General features: G+C 40.1%; 20 protein-coding genes. All 20 read left to right on the forward strand.

Features of this window, described 5'->3' with window-relative positions; translation table 11 throughout:
• Positions 1-13 precede the first annotated feature (13 nt).
• The 20 genes from grpE (at position 14) to HMPREF1210_RS01880 (ending at position 18925) form a co-directional block, all read left to right on the forward strand.
• Positions 14-586 (forward strand): nucleotide exchange factor GrpE, encoded by a 573-nt coding sequence (gene grpE, locus HMPREF1210_RS01785; protein WP_016426878.1) that lies wholly within the window; start codon positions 14-16, stop codon positions 584-586.
• Between the two features lie 33 nt (positions 587-619).
• A complete protein-coding gene (gene dnaK / locus HMPREF1210_RS01790) occupies positions 620-2449 on the forward strand; it encodes a molecular chaperone DnaK (protein WP_016426879.1) in 1830 nt (609 codons plus the stop codon).
• Positions 2450-2577: 128 nt separating this feature from the next.
• On the forward strand, positions 2578-3699 hold the full coding sequence (gene dnaJ / locus HMPREF1210_RS01795; RefSeq protein WP_016426880.1) for a molecular chaperone DnaJ: 1122 nt from the start codon (positions 2578-2580) through the stop codon (positions 3697-3699).
• 13 nt (positions 3700-3712) lie between these two features.
• Positions 3713-4660 (forward strand): 50S ribosomal protein L11 methyltransferase, encoded by a 948-nt coding sequence (gene prmA, locus HMPREF1210_RS01800; protein ID WP_016426881.1) that lies wholly within the window; start codon positions 3713-3715, stop codon positions 4658-4660.
• A 7-nt stretch (positions 4661-4667) separates the two neighbouring features.
• Positions 4668-5405, forward strand: coding sequence for a 16S rRNA (uracil(1498)-N(3))-methyltransferase (locus HMPREF1210_RS01805; protein WP_016426882.1), 738 nt, complete (start codon positions 4668-4670; stop codon positions 5403-5405).
• 397 nt (positions 5406-5802) lie between these two features.
• Positions 5803-6474 (forward strand): deoxyribose-phosphate aldolase, encoded by a 672-nt coding sequence (gene deoC / locus HMPREF1210_RS01810; RefSeq protein ID WP_196930489.1) that lies wholly within the window; start codon positions 5803-5805, stop codon positions 6472-6474.
• Between the two features lie 102 nt (positions 6475-6576).
• Entirely contained in the window at positions 6577-6750 is a 174-nt protein-coding gene (gene rpsU / locus HMPREF1210_RS01815) for a 30S ribosomal protein S21 (protein ID WP_016426884.1), read from the forward strand.
• A gap of 498 nt (positions 6751-7248) precedes the next feature.
• Positions 7249-8577 (forward strand): nodulation protein NfeD, encoded by a 1329-nt coding sequence (locus HMPREF1210_RS01820; RefSeq protein ID WP_016426885.1) that lies wholly within the window; start codon positions 7249-7251, stop codon positions 8575-8577.
• Positions 8574-9584 carry a flotillin-like protein FloA gene (gene floA / locus HMPREF1210_RS01825; protein ID WP_016426886.1) on the forward strand — a complete coding sequence of 337 codons (1011 nt, stop codon included), beginning with the start codon at positions 8574-8576 and terminating at the stop codon, positions 9582-9584. The genes HMPREF1210_RS01820 and floA overlap by 4 nt, the downstream gene beginning before the upstream one ends.
• A gap of 35 nt (positions 9585-9619) precedes the next feature.
• The gene (locus HMPREF1210_RS01830; protein ID WP_016426887.1) at positions 9620-10066 is read left to right on the forward strand and encodes a hypothetical protein; all 447 of its coding nucleotides are present in this window, start codon (positions 9620-9622) and stop codon (positions 10064-10066) included.
• A gap of 50 nt (positions 10067-10116) precedes the next feature.
• A complete protein-coding gene (locus tag HMPREF1210_RS01835; protein WP_016426888.1) occupies positions 10117-10359 on the forward strand; it encodes a hypothetical protein in 243 nt (80 codons plus the stop codon).
• Positions 10359-11483: a sporulation protein YqfD gene (locus HMPREF1210_RS01840; RefSeq protein ID WP_016426889.1), complete on the forward strand. Its 1125-nt coding sequence runs from the start codon at positions 10359-10361 to the stop codon at positions 11481-11483. Before HMPREF1210_RS01835 ends, HMPREF1210_RS01840 begins: the two co-directional genes overlap by 1 nt.
• Positions 11484-11485: 2 nt before the next feature.
• Complete coding sequence (locus HMPREF1210_RS01845) at positions 11486-12448, forward strand: PhoH family protein (protein WP_016426890.1); 963 nt, start codon at positions 11486-11488, stop codon at positions 12446-12448.
• Positions 12449-13100: 652 nt separating this feature from the next.
• On the forward strand, positions 13101-15185 hold the full coding sequence (locus HMPREF1210_RS01850; protein ID WP_016426891.1) for an HD family phosphohydrolase: 2085 nt from the start codon (positions 13101-13103) through the stop codon (positions 15183-15185).
• 12 nt (positions 15186-15197) lie between these two features.
• Entirely contained in the window at positions 15198-15686 is a 489-nt protein-coding gene (ybeY, locus tag HMPREF1210_RS01855; protein ID WP_016426892.1) for an rRNA maturation RNase YbeY, read from the forward strand.
• Positions 15673-16038 (forward strand): diacylglycerol kinase family protein, encoded by a 366-nt coding sequence (locus HMPREF1210_RS01860; RefSeq protein WP_036659297.1) that lies wholly within the window; start codon positions 15673-15675, stop codon positions 16036-16038. The genes ybeY and HMPREF1210_RS01860 overlap by 14 nt, the downstream gene beginning before the upstream one ends.
• Positions 16039-16050: 12 nt before the next feature.
• On the forward strand, positions 16051-16461 hold the full coding sequence (locus HMPREF1210_RS01865) for a cytidine deaminase (protein ID WP_016426894.1): 411 nt from the start codon (positions 16051-16053) through the stop codon (positions 16459-16461).
• Entirely contained in the window at positions 16445-17359 is a 915-nt protein-coding gene (gene era / locus HMPREF1210_RS01870) for a GTPase Era (protein ID WP_016426895.1), read from the forward strand. The genes HMPREF1210_RS01865 and era overlap by 17 nt, the downstream gene beginning before the upstream one ends.
• Before the next feature lie 18 nt (positions 17360-17377).
• Positions 17378-18172: a DNA repair protein RecO gene (gene recO / locus HMPREF1210_RS01875; RefSeq protein WP_016426896.1), complete on the forward strand. Its 795-nt coding sequence runs from the start codon at positions 17378-17380 to the stop codon at positions 18170-18172.
• Positions 18173-18385: 213 nt separating this feature from the next.
• Entirely contained in the window at positions 18386-18925 is a 540-nt protein-coding gene (locus tag HMPREF1210_RS01880; protein ID WP_016426897.1) for an AAA family ATPase, read from the forward strand.
• Positions 18926-19578: the final 653 nt, after the last annotated feature.

A 19578-nucleotide genomic window follows, 5' to 3' on the forward strand; every position in this document is an offset into this window, starting at 1 on the left:
GGAGGAACTAAACGTGTCGCAATCTGAAGAAAAAGAAGTTGTCTCAAACACGGAAGAAAAAGAATCTGTGGAAGTTTCTGAACAACCTACGGGTACTGAAGAACAGCTGACAGGTCAAGAAACAAACAATGAAGAGCCATCTGAGCTCGAATTGCTACAAAAACAATTAGACGAAGAAACAAACCGTCATTTGCGTCTGCGTGCAGACTATGAAAACTTTAAGCGTCGAGCGCATTTGGACCGTGAAGCTGCGGATAAATATAAGGCACAGAACTTGCTTTCAAACTTATTACCAGTGCTTGATAATTTCGAGCGTGCCATGCAAGTAGAGTCGGCTTCGGAAGAATCACAATCTTTGCGTAAAGGCTTAGAGATGGTCTACAAGACATTGGTTGAAGCAACCGAAAAAGAAGGTTTACAAGTAATCGAAGCCGAAGGTGTTGAGTTTGACCCGAATTTACATCAAGCAGTTATGACCGAATCGGACGACTCAAAAGCATCAGGTATCGTGTTACAAGAGTTGCAAAAAGGATACAAGTACAAAGACCGTGTGCTTCGACCAACAATGGTAAAAGTAAACGAATAACTTAACTTTCATACTTCTAGGAGGAATTATAGAATGAGCAAAATTATCGGTATTGACTTAGGAACAACAAATTCATGTGTATCAGTTCTTGAAGGTGGAGAACCAAAAGTTATCCCAAATCCAGAAGGTAACCGCACAACACCATCTGTTGTCGCATTCAAAAACGGCGAACGCCAAGTTGGGGAAGTAGCGAAACGTCAATCAATCACGAACCCGAACACAATTCAATCAGTTAAACGCCATATGGGTACTGATCATAAAGTCGAAGTTGAAGACAAAGAATACACTCCACAAGAAGTTTCAGCTATGATTCTTCAATACCTTAAAGGGTACGCAGAAGATTACTTGGGTGAAAAAGTAACAAAAGCAGTAATTACAGTTCCTGCTTATTTCAACGATGCTGAGCGTCAAGCAACTAAAGATGCTGGTCGTATCGCTGGTCTAGAAGTAGAACGTATTATTAACGAACCAACTGCAGCTGCTCTTGCATACGGTTTAGACAAAATGGATCAAGACCAAACGATTTTAGTATATGACCTTGGTGGCGGTACGTTTGACGTATCAATCCTTGAACTTGGCGATGGCGTATTCGAAGTGCGTTCAACTGCCGGTGACAACCGTCTTGGTGGGGATGATTTCGACCAATTGTTAATGGATTATTTCGTTGCTGAGTTCAAAAAAGAAAACGGTATCGATTTATCTAAAGACAAAATGGCTACTCAACGTTTGAAAGATGCAGCTGAAAAAGCGAAAAAAGATCTTTCTGGAGTAACATCTACTCAAGTTTCATTACCATTCATCACTGCAGGCGAAGCAGGTCCATTACATTTGGAAATGACTTTAAGCCGCACGAAATTTGATGAATTAACAGCTTCATTAGTAGAACGTACAATGGTTCCAACGCGTCAAGCATTAAAAGATGCTGACCTTTCACCTTCACAAATCGACAAAGTTATTTTAGTTGGTGGATCTACGCGTATCCCAGCGGTACAAGAAGCAATTAAGAAAGAAACAGGCAAAGAACCACATCGTGGTGTTAACCCGGATGAAGTAGTAGCAATGGGTGCAGCAGTGCAAGGTGGCGTATTAACTGGAGACGTAAAAGACGTAGTACTACTTGACGTAACTCCACTATCACTTGGTATCGAAACAATGGGTAGCGTGTTCACGAAATTAATCGAGCGCAACACGACGATTCCAACATCAAAATCACAAACTTTCTCAACAGCTGCTGATAATCAACCAGCTGTAGATATTCACGTTTTACAAGGTGAGCGTCCAATGGCTACTGACAACAAAACGTTAGGTCGTTTCCAATTGGCTGATATTCCACCAGCACCACGTGGCGTACCTCAAATCGAAGTAACTTTCGATATTGATAAAAATGGTATCGTAACAGTTAAAGCAAAAGATTTAGGAACTCAAAAAGAACAAAACATTACAATCCAATCAAATACGGCTTTAACTGACGAAGAAATCGATCGTATGGTGAAAGAAGCGGAAGCAAATGCTGAAGCAGATAAAGCGCGTAAAGAAGAAGCTGAATTGAAAAATGAAGCGGATCAAATGGTCTTCATGACCGAAAAAACATTAAAAGATCTTGAAGGCAAAGTTTCTGAAGAAGAAAAGAAACAAGCTGAAGACGCGAAGGACGAGTTAAAAGCTGCTCTAGAAGCTGGTAACTTGGAAGATATCCGCACGAAAAAAGACAAGCTGAATGAAATCGTGCAAGCATTGACGATGAAACTGTACGAACAAGCTGCAGCTGAAGCTCAAGGAGCAGAAGGTGCAGAAGACTCTAAAAAAGATGACGGTGTCGTCGACGCTGAATTCGAAGAAGTAAACGACGATAACAACAAGTAAGACAAGATAGACAACCGAAAAAGTCAAAGTCTGGAATACCGACTTTGGCTTTTTCAATGTCTTTGGCATTGCGGATATTCGCGTGTTACAATAGATGCTATGTGAAAGTTTGATCAGGAGTGTGACAAATGAATAAACGAGATTACTATGAGGTACTTGGATTAACAAAAAGTGCTTCAAAAGAAGAGATAAAAAAAGCATATAGAAAATTGTCGAAACAATTCCATCCCGATATCAACAAAGCTGCGGATGCTGTCGATAAATTCAAAGAAATAACAGAAGCATACGAAGTGTTGAGCGACGACCAGAAAAAAGCTCAATATGACCAGTTCGGGCATGCTGGACCGAATCAAGGATTTGGCGGATTCGGTGGAGGAGCAGACGGATTCGGATTCGATGATATCTTCAGTTCATTCTTTGGTGGTGGAGGATCACGTCGTCGTGACCCAAATGCACCGCGTAAAGGTGATGATTTACAGTATTCAATGACGATCGATTTTGAAGAAGCTGTTTTCGGCAAAGAGACTGAAATTGAAATTCCAAAAGAAGAAACATGTGATACTTGCCACGGTAATGGTGCGAAACCAGGTACATCACCTGAAACTTGTCATCACTGTCAAGGTACGGGCCAGTTAAATGTGACGCAGGATACGCCTTTTGGACGTATGGTAAATCGCCGTGCATGTCATCACTGTCAAGGTACAGGCAAGTTAATCAAAGATAAATGTGCAACATGTCATGGACAAGGCACAATGAAAAAACGCAAGAAAATTAAAGTGACGATTCCTGCGGGTGTTGATGATGGTCAACAACTACGTGTTTCCGGACAAGGCGAGCCAGGTAAAAATGGCGGCCCAGCTGGTGATTTATATGTAGTCTTCCGCGTTAGATCTCATGATCGATTTGAACGTGACGGGGATGACATTTATTTCGAATTGAAATTAACGTTCCCTCAAGCATCTTTAGGCGATGAAATTGAAGTGCCTACTGTAAACGGCAAAGTGAAACTGAAAATTCCAGCCGGCACGCAATCTGGTACGACTTTCCGCCTTAAAGGTAAAGGCGTGAAGAATGTACATGGTTATGGAATTGGTGATCAACACGTAGTAGTGAAAGTAATGACGCCATCTAAACTGACTGAGAAACAAAAACAACTGCTTAGAGATTTTGCTGAAATTAGTGGCGATATCCCGGAAGAACAAGGCAGTTCATTATTTGATAAAATCAAGCGCACGATAAAAGGTGACTAAGGAGTTGACGCAGGTGAAGTGGTCAGAGCTATCCATTCATACGACGCATGAAGCGGTAGAAGCAGTTTCGAATATTTTGCACGAAGCAGGGGCAAGTGGTGTAGTCATTGAGGATTCCGAGGAGTTCGCACGTGAACGTGAAGACAGATTCGGTGAAATTTATGCATTGAATCCAAATGATTTCCCGACAGAAGGAGTTATTCTGAAAGCGTATTTACCTGTTACAAGTTTTTTAGGGGAAACAGTCGAAGAAGTGAAGCTCGCGATCAATAACCTGATTAATTATGATATCAACGTCGGCGACAACATCGTGAAAATAAGTGAAGTCAATGAAGAAGAATGGGCGACAGCATGGAAAAAATACTATCACCCAGTGAAAATTTCGGAACGCTTTACGATTGTCCCTACATGGGAAACATACGAGCCAGTTGCGACAGATGAATTGATTATCGAACTGGATCCGGGAATGGCGTTTGGTACGGGCACACATCCTACAACAGTAATGTGTCTGCAAGCACTTGAGAAAACCGTTAAACCTGGTGATTATGTAACAGACATCGGCACCGGTTCGGGTGTCCTGGCAATCGGGGCGGCATTACTCGGAGCAAAACATGTTCATGCACTTGATTTGGATGAAGTAGCAGTGCGTTCTGCGAAAATTAATGTCAAGCTGAACAAAGTTCAAAACACGACAGATGTAGTTCATGGTAACTTACTGGATACGGTCAAAGAACCATCTGACGTTGTGGTTGCGAATATTTTAGCTGAAATCATTATGTCCTTCACACAAGATGCATTCAAGGTCGTGAAAGAAGGCGGCATGTACATTACTTCAGGAATCATTGGGGCTAAAAAAGACGATGTTAAACAATCACTTGAAGCTGCTGGATTTGAGATTGAAGAAGTAATGATGATGGAAGACTGGGTTACAATCATTTCGAAAAAACCAGTGAAGGAATAAAGCAAAGATGCAAAGATACTTTATCCCTCAACAATTCGAAGATGGAATGGCGATTATTTCAGGCGATGATGCCAAACATATTCAAAAAGTAATGCGTATGCAAGAAGGTCAATCCATTATTGTCGTTTCGGATGGCCATGCTTATGAAGCAACAATTGATGGTTTTGAAGGTCAGGATGTCCGCGTGAAAAAATCATCTGAATCGTTACGCTCCAACGAACTGCCGAAGAAAGTAACGATTTGTTGCGGATTACCTAAAGGTGAGAAATTGGATTTGATCACTCAAAAAGCAACAGAACTTGGCATGCATGAACTTATTCTCTTTGAGGCTGAACGTTCCATTGTAAAATGGGATGCCCAAAAAGGCAGTAAAAAACAGCAACGTTTGCAAAAAATCGCCAAAGAAGCTGCAGAACAATCTCATCGTAATGTGGTTCCCGCTATCCAAGATATTGTGACTTTCAAGCAGTTACTGCAGATGACCGAGAAGTATGATGTTTGTTTTGTTGCTGATGAAGAAGATGCCAAGCTGGAAAAACGAACACGCTTTGCTGAAATTTTATCAAAAACAAATGAGCAACAATCCATGTGTGTTGTGTTTGGACCTGAAGGCGGTTTGTCCCGAACAGAAATACACGCACTTATGAATCGAGGATTTCAATCGATTTCCTTAGGACCACGTATTCTTAGAGCGGAAACAGCTCCTTTATATGTACTGTCTGCAATTTCCTACGAATTTGAATGAGATGTTCAAATCTTGGCTATGCTAAATCCGAGGATTAGCGTGATTTATCGAACAGTTGTATGACTTGGTACGCAAAACAATCCAGTACATTTCGATGTACTGGATATTTTAATGTAGCTGGGAATTTTAGTATTCAAAGTGTTGTTTTTGTTGGTTAAGGGAAGAACTCGCGAATAGAACTGTTTAATACGAGAATAGAAACGCTTAAAGCGCGAATAAACCACGGAGTATCGCGAATAGAAGACCCAAAACCGCGAATAGTCAATATTCGACTGACGATTTGCTTTGAAGTGAAAAAAGCGCACTGGTGTCAACTTTAAGTGATTTGTAGTGAAAAGTAACGACTATCATGGTAAAATTAAGAGGTACGGACAACTTCCGAAAGGGTGAAATCATTTTGACTACAAATATTGCGTCAATGATCGATCATACATTATTAAAACCTGAAGCTACAAAAGAACAAATTGAGAAACTTTGTGCTGAAGCTAAAGAATACACATTTGCATCTGTTTGTGTAAATCCTACTTGGGTAAAAACATCTGCTGAACTTTTAACAGGAACTCCTGTAAAAGTTTGTACAGTAATCGGTTTCCCACTTGGTGCATCTACACCTGAAACGAAAGCATTTGAAACTACGGATGCAATCAATAACGGTGCTGGTGAAATTGACATGGTATTAAATGTCGGCGCTATGAAATCTCAAGACATGGATTTAGTAAAACGAGACGTAGAAGCAGTAGTAAATGCTGCTAAAGGGAAAGCAATTGTGAAAGTAATTTTAGAAACTTGTTTGCTAACTAAAGAAGAAATTAAAGTAGCAAGCCAACTTTCTAAAGATGCTGGAGCGGATTTTGTTAAAACATCTACTGGTTTCTCAACAGGTGGAGCAACATTTGAAGACGTTGCTTTAATGCGTGAAGTAGTAGGGCCAGACCTTGGTGTGAAAGCATCTGGTGGCGTTCGCAGCTTGGAAGATGTTCAAAAAATGATCGAAGCAGGGGCTACACGAATCGGTGCAAGTTCAGGCGTACAGATTGTGCAAGGATTAACTTCTAACTCAGACTATTAATTATCGAGAACGTATTGACCAAAATGATATGATACGATATAATTTTGGAGTACATAACACTAGGTTATGTATTGACGTGTGTTCGGAGGGAGGGAAAGAGAGATGTCAAAAACTGTCGTTCGCAAAAACGAATCGCTTGAAGATGCTCTTCGCCGCTTCAAACGTACTGTTTCTAAAAGTGGAACAATACAAGAGGTTAGAAAACGCGAGTTTTATGAAAAACCGAGTGTAAAGCGTAAAAAGAAATCAGAAGCTGCGCGTAAACGTAAATTCTAATTTAGAAGTTACTTTAGGTTTGAAATCGCGATTTTCATGAAAAACCAAGCGTAAAGCGTAAAAAGAAATCAGAAGCTGCGCGTAAACGTAAGTGGTCAATTCCCATAATCCCTACGTTCTTAACACGTACTACTTGATGACTAAAGAAATTTCATATGTAAGCCGAGAAATCTCTGGATTTCTCGGCTTATTTTATTTTTCTAAGGATTTGAATTTAGTAGTGAGTTACACCATCTTTTCGTTGAATGGACGGATAGCCACGACGTGTTGACGGAAATTTCTCTTTGGTCACTTCCTGGACATAACGCCTAAGATTCAACAAAAGTAGACAAAACCATAACTACAAATCTAATCGAAATTCAATTGTTTCATTAACATTCATCGTCCCACACAATCAGCAACTTCTTCCAAGTTTTTTTCTTCATTATGAATCTTTTATCCTGTTCATCCGTACATACTATAGAAAGCCGAATTGCTACATAGATAAGGAGGGGCGTTATGAGATGGACGCGGGTCGTAAGTGGGTATTTACTGCTCTTCATTTCCATTCTATTAATCTTGCCTAGTTTGCCCGTCAACGCATCGGAAATTTATCGGATACCTATAAAGGATGAAGTGGAAAAAGGGCTATATGCCTTTTTGCAACGCGCTTTTGAAGAAGCTGAAGAAGCGGGTGCTGATGTTGTGATTTTAGACATCAATACACCTGGTGGATTTGTGGATTCTGCTGAAAACATCGCAAAATTAATGGATGAGACACCATTGAAAACGGTCGCGTTTATTAATCACAATGCGTTATCTGCCGGTGCCTTTATAGCATTGCATGCAGATGAAATTTACATGGTGCCAAGCGGCCGTATAGGAGCTGCTAAAGTCATTGATGGAGCAGGGAATGCTGCGGAAGAGAAAGCCAATAGTGCTTGGTTGGCATCGATGAAAACGGCAGCAGAATCTTCAGACCGTGATCCATTATACGCTTTGGCGATGGCGGATGAATCTATAGACTTACCAGAATACCGAGCAGGAGAAGGTAAACTTCTTACGCTGTCAGCTACTGAAGCTGAGGAAGTAGGCTATTCAGAGGGGACCGTTGCTTCAATCGATGAATTGCTGCAGAAATTGGAACTTAAAGATGCCACTGTTACTTCGGTAAATGAAACATTTGCAGAGAAAGTAGCGCGATTTGTTACTAATCCAATTATTGTACCCATTCTGTTGTCTATCGCAAGCCTTGGATTGGTTGTTGAATTATATTCACCTGGATTCGGAGTGGCTGGAACGATGGGCTTAACCGCGATAGGTTTATTCTTTTTCGGTCATATGGTTGCAGGGTTGGCAGGTTATGAATCCATTATTCTCTTTGTCATTGGAGTCGGGTTTATAATAGCCGAACTATTCCTCCCTGGTGCGATTGCAGGTATTATAGGGGCAGCGTTAATTATCGGTAGTATACTTCTTGCGGGGGGCAATGTAGTTCACATGGGAATTGCCGTGTTGATTGCATTGATTGTCGCAATCTTAGGAATGGTGATACTCATGAAATTCTTTGGTAAAAATCTCAAGGTGTTCAACAAAATTATTTTGAAAGATGCCACGGATACTGAACATGGTTATGTTTCTAACGTTAACCGGTATGAATTATTAGGCAGAATGGCTGTAAGCATGACACCACTTCGTCCTTCTGGAACAATTATGCTGGATGGTGAAAGAATCGATGCAGTCACTGAAGGTGGCTACGTGGATGCAAATAAAGTTGTAAAAATTATTAAAGTTGAAGGCTCCCGTACAGTTGTCCGGGAAGTCAAAGAAGGGGAGAAAGAAGCATGATTGAAGGAATTACTGGAAGCACAATCAGCATTATCATAGCCATTATAGCCGCGTTTATTCTTTTGGCTATTTTCATGACGTTTGTACCAATCGCGTTGTGGATCTCGGCATTAGCAGCAGGTGTACGCATCAGCATATTTACTTTAGTAGGGATGAGATTACGTCGAGTAATTCCATCACGTATCGTCAATCCGTTAATTAAAGCGCATAAAGCAGGACTTTCTGTTGCAATTAATCAACTAGAAAGTCACTATTTGGCGGGTGGTAATGTTGACCGAGTAGTAAATGCATTGATCGCCGCTCATAGAGCAAATATTGATTTGCCATTCGAACGTGCAGCAGCAATCGACCTTGCAGGCCGTGATGTACTGGAAGCCGTTCAAATGTCTGTTAACCCGAAAGTGATTGAAACGCCGTTTATTGCCGGTGTTGCGATGAATGGTATCGAAGTTAAAGCGAAAGCACGTATTACTGTTCGTGCTAACATCGATCGTCTAGTAGGTGGTGCGGGTGAAGAAACAATTGTAGCCCGTGTTGGTGAAGGGATTATCTCAACTATTGGTTCTAGTGAAAATCATAAAAGAGTTCTAGAAAATCCTGATATGATTTCTCAAACTGTATTATCAAAAGGTCTTGATTCTGGTACGGCTTTTGAGATCTTATCCATTGATATCGCGGACGTTGATATCGGTAAAAACATTGGTGCCGAACTACAAACAGAGCAAGCGGAAGCTGACAAGAAAATTGCGCAAGCTAAGGCTGAAGAACGTCGCGCAATGGCAGTAGCTACTGAACAAGAAATGATTGCCAAAGTTCAGGAAATGCGTGCAAAAGTAGTAGGAGCAGAAGCAGAGATCCCTCTAGCTATGGCAGAAGCTTTACGTGAAGGAAATATCGGAGTTATGGATTATATGAATTATAAAAATCTACAAGCTGATACAAGTATGCGCGATTCAATCAGTAAAATGGGTGGCGATAAATCTAAAACTGATCTAACTAAAGATTAATCTGGATCAGTAGCCCTTTAAGGAGGGATTCGACAGTGGAACCAATCATTTTTGCGATTATTGCATTTATTATTAGTGCTATTTTCAAACGGAAAAATGCAAGAGATGATGGTGGGAAAACAAAACCATTTCTGCCTCAATCGTCAAATCAACAATCCATGAAAAAGCTTGAAGATTATGCGAAAGAAATATACGGAGATGTGCAAAAACAAATCTCTGAAAGACAAATACAAACAGCACCAAAACCTGAAGTGATCCAGCAAATGAAGCATGTGAATGAAACTGTATTGCCTGTAAAGGAAAAAGAGAAGACAGCACCAACATCCGCTGCTCGTCCAAGAAGACTTTCCTTGCACCAGTCAAAAGAAGTCATCAGGACTACATCTTCTGATTCAATTTCACTGGTTCCGTCTTCAGAAAAGGAATTGCTTCAAGCGATTGTTTTTTCGGAGATTTTAGCTCCTCCAAAATCGAAACGTTAACTCATGACCTCCTGTCTGTCAGCATATGCTGATGGAAAGGAGGTCTTTTATTGTTAAACAATCATTTGCAATTGACCCCATTTATCCATATTGACGACTTTCAATCTATCCGTGTGAATGGACCCTTTGAATTACTGTCACTCAGTCCTCATTCATGTCAGTTAAGGGGACAAGGATTTGCTTTGACTATAGAATCTGGTGAAACGGTTATTTCCACCATGAATGTAGATGAAGTCACGATCAGTGTTCGAGATTTAACAAAACTGGAACTTCGAAAAATGGATATGGTCTAATGGGATCTATAGAAAGTAGTCGAAAAATCACTTGTCAAATAAAGCCCCATGATCAAACATATTCTTTTCTTCAAGCTTTAAAAGTAAATAAAGTTTACATAATAAAATTATCTACAAATAAATCGGGAACGACATTTACGATTTACGAAAAAGATATACCAAAGGTACGGAAAATCAGAAAGCAATTCAGGATACCTATACACTTTTCACGACCTGATAATACACAGGTAATTCACTTTCATTGGTCAGTGCTCGCGGGATTACTAGGATTTATTTTAGTTCCATATATCTGTTCTTTATTTTTATGGCAAATATCTATAGAAGATGTGTCCGACGAACGACAAGTAAAGTTGGAGCAGGAGCTGCATAAATTAAATGTAATCGAAAGAAAAAGCCTAAAATCACTGGTACCTGATTCTGAGATTCGACAAGTTATATTAGCGAACAATCACGACCTTTCCTGGATTCATATCAAGCGAACAGGAGCAAAAATGCATCTTACTTCTGTACCTGCACCTGTCATTATCCGAGATCAAGTGGATAAAACGGGACCTTCGGATCTAGTAGCTTTGCGAAAAGGAGTAATTACCCACTATGACCTCCGCTCTGGAGAACGTTTGGTACCGATCAATGCAACGGTGAAAAAAGGAGACAGGCTGGTAACAGGGCTTCTGAAACAAGGGAATAAAAATTTGGTTGTTGGTGCAGAAGGGCAAGTATTTGCAGACTATTGGCTTGAAATGTCTTTTCAATTACCAACAAAAATTGTTTATGATAAGTTCGTGTCTGAAGAAGTAAAAATACTACAAGTATCTCCGGCATGGAAATCGTTTAAAAAAGAGCAGAACGTGGAGCGGCTTATCGAATTGTTCAAAAGTGCTTTCCGGGTTGAGCGAAACATCATCGTAGAAAAATCGTCAGTAACTGTGAATGAACAATGGATTAAAGAAGCGTTTATGCCCATGTTAAGAATGAGAACAGCATCAACGTTATCTCCAAATGGAAAGATTAAGGATGAAAAAATTTTACACATGACGTGGTCAAATGATACAGTAAAAGGGAAAGTATTGTATTACATGAATGATAATATTGCAGGTAAAAGTCCTATACATCAAGGAGACTGAGAATGCAGGAAGAACATTATACGGAATTACACGTTCAAGATCCAAATGAAGCCATCTTACTGCTAGGAATTTCTGATGGCAATATGAAATTGATTGAACAAGAACTTGGCGTACAGGTCATTACCCGAGGCGAAGCCATTCGTCTAGTAGGGGATGTCGAAAAACGTGCAATTGCTAAACAACTAATTGAACAATTATTAAAAGTTATTAAAAAAGGAATAAATATTAATCAACGTGACGTAAGTACAGCTATAGAAATGAGTACAGCTGGGACTTTAGAGTATTACGCGGAGTTGTACGATGAAGAAATTGCCCGTAATGTCAAAGGGAAAGCGATACGTGCCAAAACAATAGGTCAGCGTGAATATATTCATGCGATTCGTCACAAAGATTTGGTGTTTTGTATTGGACCTGCTGGTACGGGAAAAACATATCTGGCTGTTGTTCTTGCAACACAAGCGTTAAAAAACGGTCATGTAAAACGTATCATTTTGACTCGTCCTGCTGTTGAAGCAGGGGAGAGCTTAGGGTTCTTACCTGGCGACTTGAAAGAGAAAGTAGATCCTTATTTACGTCCTTTGTACGATGCACTTCATGATGTACTGGGAACGGAGCAAACGACGCGCTTTTTGGAAAGAGGAACGATAGAAATTGCACCTCTTGCTTATATGCGTGGACGTACACTCGATGATGCATTTGTCATTTTAGATGAGGCTCAAAATACGACGAAAGCTCAAATGAAAATGTTTTTAACACGACTGGGCTTCGGCTCGAAAATGGTGATCACTGGAGACAAAACGCAAATCGATTTACCGCGTGGTGCAGAGTCCGGCTTGAAAGTTGCTGAGAAAATTTTGCACAATGTCAGTGGCATCCACTTCCAGATGCTCGAGCAAGGAGACGTTGTCCGTCATCCACTCGTCGCAAAAATTATTCATGCATACGAAGAACAGCAGCCTGAATAGGGCTGCTGTTTTTTTACTTTGGCAGATTTAATTTTTCATATTGTTTTTTATCATTACACTTTCGTTAGACTCAAAATCTGCATGAGCCAGCCATCAAGAATGAAAACCACATTCCGTTTTTTGTAACGTACACTTGCGCTAACAGCATGCTCCGCATGCGTCCGAAAGTATGAAATCCAGATACTTGTAGGACTACCGCTTCAGCTCTTGAGGATTGGCAGGGTTGGCTTGAAAATTCATTTCTTAGAATCATAGCTTGGATGAATGGTGGCTTCTTTTTGTCCACTCGCAAGAGGTTATTGACCAGTCACGACTGATTACTGACCATTTATCACAATTTTTGTCCATTCAGCAATAGTTATCGTCCATTCGCTTGGACACGGACACTCAGTCCTTACCAGAAACACATACATACAAAAGAACCTGACATTTTGTAAGGAGTCAGGTTATTTATCTTATTTTAAGAAAAAGTATGCGCAAATACATTCTTTCATTTCTATTCAATCAACTAGTCTACGAATCTATGAATGTGCAGTGTTGTTGCATTACGCAATTCATAAATCTTTTACAATTGTCGGTGTAATGATAGAAAATTCTTGATATGATAGTAGGTAGAAGATGGGGTGATGCAGTGAATAGCTGGATTAATAAAATGCAGTCACTAGTGGGCTACCGAACATTTACCGTTTTAACGATTGTGATAACAGGTTTACTCCTTTTTTTAATTCTCGTAAACGGAGTTAGACCAGAGAAATATGATATAAAAGAATTTCACTTATCGAAAGATACAATTCGCTCCATAAAAACAGTTGAAGATCCTGTGAAGACTGAAGAAGAACGTCAAAGAGCAGCTTCAGAGGTTACAAGTGTTTATCAATTCTCCGAGGAAATTGGCGAAAATCGTGCAGCAATTGTTACGTCCGTAATTGATTATGTTCTGGAAGAAAAAGCAGAATCAGTTAAATCGGCTACGCCAATAGAACAACAAGTAAGTAACTTGAAGGAAAACCTTAATGTGCTAGAAACTGATGGGGAAGGAATTCGCTTTACCGATGATGCCCTGGTTTCCTTACTGTTATTGGAGAATGAGTCCTTAATAACTTTAAGAGATTCTCTAACTGCTTCAGTACGCGATATTATGAGTAAGCCGATTCGCACTGAGCAAGTAGCCAATGCCAAAAATGAAATTGAACGAAGCATTCGGGAAAATTTGCAGATACCAGAAAGTGTTCTGCCTACAGCTGTGTTAATTGGACGTTACAGCATCACTGTAAATGAAACGTTAAATGAGGAACTGACTCAGGCCCGAATCGAGCAGGCGCGAGCGAGTATTGAGCCGACCAGAATTCTTCAAGGGCAAGTAATTGTTCAGGAAGGTCAAATCATCGATCGGGAAGTGTATCGACAACTTAAACTTCTGGGAATGTTAACGAATCAATCGTCATTGGAACCGATTTTGGGGCTGATTCTCTTTATTTCACTTTGTATGTGGCTTGTACATATGCAAATGGCAAAATGGCGTACGAATAAAGAAGAACGGCAACGGGCACTTCTTGTTGGAATGCTGATTTTTATTTTGTCTGTCATCGGAATGAAATTAATCAGTTTGGTATCAGACAATTTTGACGTGACAATTGCCTTTTTATTCCCCACTGCATTAGCTCCAATGCTGGTACGTTCATTAATAAATGAACGCTTTGCCGTATTAATGGCATTTTTGACGGCAGCGGTCGCAGGTCTAGTGTTCCAGGAAGGGTATTCTGCTGTACTTCAGATGGAAATTGCCCTATATATTTTATTCGGTGGATTTGCAGGTTTATACGTGATTCAAGGTGCTGAAAAACGGTCACACTTACTTCAGACGAGTTTAAATGTAGCTGTTGTCAATTTCATTTTTATGGCATTTTATTTACTAATGACTCAATCAGACTATGGGGTTAGTGAATTGCTGTTTTACGGTATTGCTGCACTCACCTCTGGTCTTTTGTCCGGCGCTTTGACCATTGGCTTATTACCGTTCTTTGAATCAGCTTTCGGATTAATTTCCACAATGAAACTGATCGAACTCTCAAATCCGAATCATCCATTGCTGAAAAAAATCTTAACTGAAACACCAGGAACGTATCATCATAGTGTAATGGTCGCAAATCTGGCTGATGCAGCCTGTGAATCAATTGGTGCAGATGGATTATTAGCACGAGTAGGCTGTTACTATCATGATATCGGAAAAACAAAACGACCAGGATTTTTTATAGAAAATCAAATGAGTCATGCCAACCCTCATGATGCACTTCCTCCAGAAACCAGTAGGGACATCATTTTATCCCATGGTAGTGATGGAGCAAAATTATTGCAAAAGCACAAAATGCCAAAAGAAATTATTGATATTGCTGAACAACATCATGGGACAAGTTTATTAAAATATTTTTATTTCAAAGCAAAAGAGGAAGGGCAGCCCGTAAACGAAGAAGATTATCGTTATGCAGGGCCTAAACCTCAGAAAAAAGAGACAGCTATTATTTCCATTGCAGATAGTGTGGAGGCTGCCGTCCGTTCAATGAAGCATCCTACAGCAGAAAAAATACAGGAAATTGTACATTCCATTATCAAAGACCGATTACATGATGGGCAATTCGATGAATGTGATTTAACACTTAAAGAACTTAAAACCGTCGAACGCGTTCTGTGTGAAACTTTGAATGGTATATTCCATTCTCGAATTGAATACCCACAATAAAGGAGCTTATATATGCACTTAACGCTAGATTTAATTGACCAAACAGAATCATTATCAACGGAGAACCTGGAGCTTATTGAAAAAATGTTACATCATGCTGCTCAGGCTGAAGGTATTGAAGCTGGCAGCGAGTTATCTGTGACATTCGTGAACAATGAGGAAATTCAGCAAATCAACCATGAATATAGAGGTAAGAATGTACCGACAGACGTCATTTCATTTGCAATGGAAGAACTGGGAGAAGGTGAAATGGCGATTGAAGTAGAGGGTGTGCCTCGAATGCTTGGGGATATCATCATTTCAGTCGAACGAGCAAAGGAACAGGCAGTTGATTACGGCCATAGTGAAGAAAGAGAATTGGGCTTTTTAGCAATACACGGTTTCCTTCATTTACTCGGCTATGATCATATGGAAGCCGAAGACGAAAAAGAAATGACTCAAAAGCAAGAGACGATCTTACAGTCTTTTGGATTGCGACGTGAACAGGATGAAAAGCAATAATTTCTTGAATTCATTCAAGTTTGCATTCGAAGGAGTCATTTTTGCAAGTAAAAGTGAACGGAATTTTCGCTTCCATTTGCTTGCAGCAATTGCTGTGATTTTGGCGGGAACGTTCAGCCATTTATCAACAGTTGAGTGGATTATCTTGATTTTATGTATTTCCGGGATGTTGAGTCTGGAATTGGTCAATTCTGCTTTAGAAAGAGTCGTTGATCTCGCTTCACCAGAAATTCATGTTTTAGCTAAGCTTGCGAAAGATATGAGCGCTGCTGCAGTTCTTGTATTTGCCTGTGCAAGTGCTATAATCGGAATACTCATCTTTTTACCTAAGTGGATGGAAATTATTAATTGAGGTGTTTTACTAATGGATAAATTACAACTAATGGAAGAATCCAAAATCGCACGCGAAAATGCGTACGTACCATATTCAAAATTTAAAGTGGGTGCTGCTCTGCTTACGAAAGAAGGCAAAGTATACCACGGCTGTAATATTGAAAATGCATCATATAGCATGACAAACTGTGCAGAGCGCACAGCGATGTTTAAAGCTGTTTCTGAAGGCGTTCGTGACTTTGCTTCACTTGCTGTCGTAGCTGATACGGACGGTCCTGTATCGCCATGTGGAGCATGTCGTCAAGTCATTGCAGAGTTCTGTGAGCCAAACATGCCTGTCTATCTAATTAACTTAAAAGGAGATGTACAGGAGACAACAGTTGCTGGGTTGTTGCCAGGTGCATTTACTCCGGAGGATTTAGCTTATGCTGGAAACAAATAAAGGGTACAAGTCTGGATTCATTTCAATCATTGGCCGTCCAAACGCTGGGAAATCGACATTCTTAAACCGTGTTATCGGTCAAAAAATAGCGATTATGAGTGACAAACCTCAAACAACAAGAAATAAAGTTCAAGGTGTTTTAACAACGGACACGGAACAACTTATTTTCATTGATACTCCGGGAATCAATGAGCCTAGACATAAACTAGGGGACTTTATGCTGAAAGTCGCGAAAAACACGTTACGTGAAGTAGATGCGATTTTGTTGATGGTTGATTCTACTGACCGTATCGGTAAACAAGACCGTTACATTTTAGATATGCTCAAAGGGAATGAAACACCAGTCTTTCTGGTGATGAATAAAATCGATTTAATCCATCCTGATAAGCTTTTGAGCGTAACTGAATCTTTCAGAAATGAATTTGATTTCGCGGATGTATTGCCGATTTCTGCACTTGAAGGCATCAATATCGAAGGATTGTTGAAAGTCCTGACTCAACACTTACCTGAAGGACCTCAATATTACCCAGCAGATCAAGTAACTGATCACCCAGAACGTTTCATCATATCTGAGTTGATTCGTGAAAAAGTTCTTCACTTAACGCATGAAGAGATTCCTCATTCAATTGCTGTTGTTATTGAGAAAATCAAACGAGACGAAGATAGTGAAAAAATCCGTGTGACAGCGACGATTATGGTAGAGCGCGACTCACAAAAAGGCATTGTCATCGGTAAAAAAGGTGCTCTTCTTAAAGAAGTTGGGATGCGAGCACGTAAAGATATCGAAATGTTACTTGGAAGCAAAGTATTTCTTGAACTTTGGGTAAAAGTCCAAAAAGACTGGCGTAACAAACAAGTTCATTTACGAGATTTCGGTTTCCGCGACGACGAATATTAATAAGGGGCGTGGGGGCAGTTGCTGAATCGAATTGAAGGCATTGTCTTAAAAACGCAAGATTACGGGGAATCCAATAAAATAGTCACCATCTATTCACGAGAAGGCGGTAAGGTAACTGCAATGGCAAGAGGTGCGAAAAAGCCTGCCAGCAGACTCGCTGCCATCACTCAACCCTTCACTCATGGGTCCTTCCTGGTCCAGCAAGGACGAGGAATGGGGACCATGCAGCAAGGGGAGCAAATGGAGTCTTATCGTCATATCCGGGAAGATATTGAAGCGACTGCCTATGCAAGTTTTGTGGTGGAATTAATCGATCGTGCAGTGGAAGAACGCACAGCTCAACCTGCCATTTTCAACTTACTTCAGCAAGCATTGCATGCCATCTCGGAAGAATATGACCCTGAAGCGATTGCTTTGTTCGTGGAGTGGAAAATGTTGCCGGTCACCGGGATTTACCCCACACTGCATCAATGTGCTAATTGCGGAGCAACAGATGGAGAATTTGCTTTTTCGTTTCAACAGATCGGTTTTTTATGTCATCGGTGTTTTGATATTGATCGCTATATAATTCGTTTGACTCCTGCTCAAGTCAAGCTCATTCGGACGTTTTACACGGTGCCGATCGAGCAAGTTGGGAAGTTGACATTAAAAAAAGAAACGAAAACGTTTATCAAGAAAATCGTGAGAACCATATATGAGGAACAAACAGGCATTCGACTGAAGTCCAGGTCATTCATTGATCAACTCGATCGTTCGCCGCAATATTTCCCCAAAAAAGAAAATCCGTCTATTGCCCCTGAAGAAGGGCAGTAAGACGGTTTTTTTTATGCAAAATACGTGTGCTCACGGAATATTCTCTAACCTTATTGGCTAAATGGATATTACTGGTATAATATAAGGGGTTATAGTTGGTGGCTATGAAAAATATTTACTGATTGGCATGTCAGTATTATTACGGCAGGAAATGGTCCCAAAACAAAATCTGAATTATAGATTGGAGCTGGATTCTTGAAGAGGTTAGTTATTATGACAGTTGGTATAACCCATAGCGGTAAGACTACATTTGCGAAAGCATTAGAAACAGAGATGCCTAACTCAGTTGTGATTGATCAAGATAATCATGCTGAATTACTCCATACATATTACCAAACGTTATTACCGAAACAAGGACATAATACAATCAAGTATTCTCTTACACAAACTATTGTTGATTATGCAGTTAATGAGACTAATTGCCACCTCATTCTTTGTAACTCAAATCGCAATCGTAAAGGCCGTTTGAAGCTGCTTGAACATTATCATAATAAAGGATTTACAAGCATTCTTGTGAATTTTGATGTGCCAGAACATGTTCTTAAAGAGCGTGTTGCGAAAAGTAAACGTAGTACAAAAATATTAAGAACTGCTTCAACGTTTGAGGAAGTGCGAACTAGGCAACAGAATGAGACTAATAAAGGAGATGTGATAGCGCCGATAGAAGGCGAAGCGGAGCATTTATTTGTAATCAAAAACGCGGTTGAAGTTCATTCTGTTATTAGAAAAATTATCGAAATTGCTGATAATTGATGAATGCCAAAAATTATCTAAAGTGTACATACGTTAACATTGCAAAAGGTTTTTGTTTTCTCTAGAAGACCTCAGCTTGTTGACAAAAGAATAATAATTAATATAAAAGTATAAAAATTGAGTTCTTATTATTTGCACTCTATCGAAAAAGATTGTGGTCGGCTATTTCTTTCGCTTTCCGCGGACGAAACGCTAGCCTCCTCGGCTCAGCTGTCTATGACAGCTGAGCCTGTGGGGTCTAGCTTGTTTCGTTTTTCCGCAGGAGTCTTCAGAAATAGCCAACCACCTTCCAACTTAAATATTTTGCAGAGACACGCTTACAGAAGCATTTCTTTTGATTGGAGTGGAGGCGGCGACTTCAGCGGGAACAGCACGAGCTGAAGACCCCGCAGGAACGTAGTGACGAGGAGACTGAAGCCGTGCCCGCGAAACGCGTCCGCCGCAATGGAAATCAACATTTTCTTGCATAGGCTCTTTTTCAATAGTATACAGTTATATTGACTCATTTTTTTCTTTGTTTACAGTCTAAAACGACTCATCTTGAAAATGATGAGTCGTTTTTTTTTTTTTATTATTAACGGCAATTGGAACAAGTAAGAGTAAAGTTGGAGAAGTGTTGATTTGAGGCCTTCTTGTAAAAAGAAGCAAGCTTT

Source organism: Paenisporosarcina sp. HGH0030 (assembly GCF_000411295.1).
In the GTDB taxonomy this organism is placed as follows: Bacteria; Bacillota; Bacilli; order Bacillales_A; family Planococcaceae; genus Paenisporosarcina.